The organism is Vibrio sp. 2304 (assembly GCF_033339475.1).
Lineage (GTDB): Bacteria > Pseudomonadota > Gammaproteobacteria > Enterobacterales > Vibrionaceae > Vibrio > Vibrio alginolyticus.
In genome coordinates this window covers 1594-3052 of record NZ_JAWOUQ010000034.1, presented here as the reverse complement: position 1 = coordinate 3052, position 1459 = coordinate 1594, and the positions used below count along the sequence as shown (strand labels likewise).

1 rRNA gene (cut by a window edge) is annotated in these 1459 nt (G+C 52.3%); it reads right to left on the bottom strand.

Annotated features, from left to right (window positions below):
- Positions 1-65: 65 nt before the first annotated feature.
- A 23S ribosomal RNA gene (locus R7P64_RS24035) occupies positions 66-1459 on the bottom strand (it continues 1565 nt past the right edge of the window).

Below are 1459 nucleotides of genomic sequence, written 5' to 3'. Positions count from 1 at the left end.
TTAATTCTCGTTCTTACACATTCAATGTTCTTTCATTGAGTCCATCAAAACCCCTTGGGTGTTGTATGGTTAAGCCTCACGGGCAATTAGTACAGGTTAGCTCAACGCCTCACAACGCTTACACACCCTGCCTATCAACGTCGTAGTCTACGACAACCCTTTAGGATACTTAAAGTATCAGGGAGAACTCATCTCAAGGCTCGCTTCCCGCTTAGATGCTTTCAGCGGTTATCGATCCCGAACTTAGCTACCGGGCAATGCGTCTGGCGACACAACCCGAACACCAGAGGTTCGTCCACTCCGGTCCTCTCGTACTAGGAGCAGCCCCTTTCAATTCTCCAACGCCCACGGCAGATAGGGACCGAACTGTCTCACGACGTTCTAAACCCAGCTCGCGTACCACTTTAAATGGCGAACAGCCATACCCTTGGGACCGACTTCAGCCCCAGGATGTGATGAGCCGACATCGAGGTGCCAAACACCGCCGTCGATATGAACTCTTGGGCGGTATCAGCCTGTTATCCCCGGAGTACCTTTTATCCGTTGAGCGATGGCCCTTCCATTCAGAACCACCGGATCACTATGACCTGCTTTCGCACCTGCTCGAATTGTCATTCTCGCAGTCAAGCGGGCTTATGCCATTGCACTAACCTCACGATGTCCAACCGTGATTAGCCCACCTTCGTGCTCCTCCGTTACGCTTTGGGAGGAGACCGCCCCAGTCAAACTACCCACCAGGCACTGTCCGCAACCCCGATAAGGGGTCGACGTTAGAACATCAACACTACAAGGGTGGTATTTCAAGGACGGCTCCACGCAATCTAGCGACTGCGCTTCAAAGCCTCCCACCTATCCTACACATGTAGGGTCAATGTTCAGTGCCAAGCTGTAGTAAAGGTTCACGGGGTCTTTCCGTCTAGCCGCGGGTACACTGCATCTTCACAGCGATTTCAATTTCACTGAGTCTCGGGTGGAGACAGCGTGGCCATCATTACGCCATTCGTGCAGGTCGGAACTTACCCGACAAGGAATTTCGCTACCTTAGGACCGTTATAGTTACGGCCGCCGTTTACCGGGGCTTCGATCAAGAGCTTCGACCGAAGTCTAACCCCATCAATTAACCTTCCGGCACCGGGCAGGCGTCACACCGTATACGTCATCTTGCGATTTTGCACAGTGCTGTGTTTTTAATAAACAGTTGCAGCCACCTGGTATCTGCGACTCTCAATAGCTCCATCCGCGAGGGACTTCACCGTCGAGAGCGTACCTTCTCCCGAAGTTACGGTACCATTTTGCCTAGTTCCTTCACCCGAGTTCTCTCAAGCGCCTTGGTATTCTCTACCCGACCACCTGTGTCGGTTTGGGGTACGATTCCTTACAATCTGAAGCTTAGAGGCTTTTCCTGGAAGCATGGCATCAATGACTTCACATCCGTAGATGCTCGACGTCGTGTCTCAGC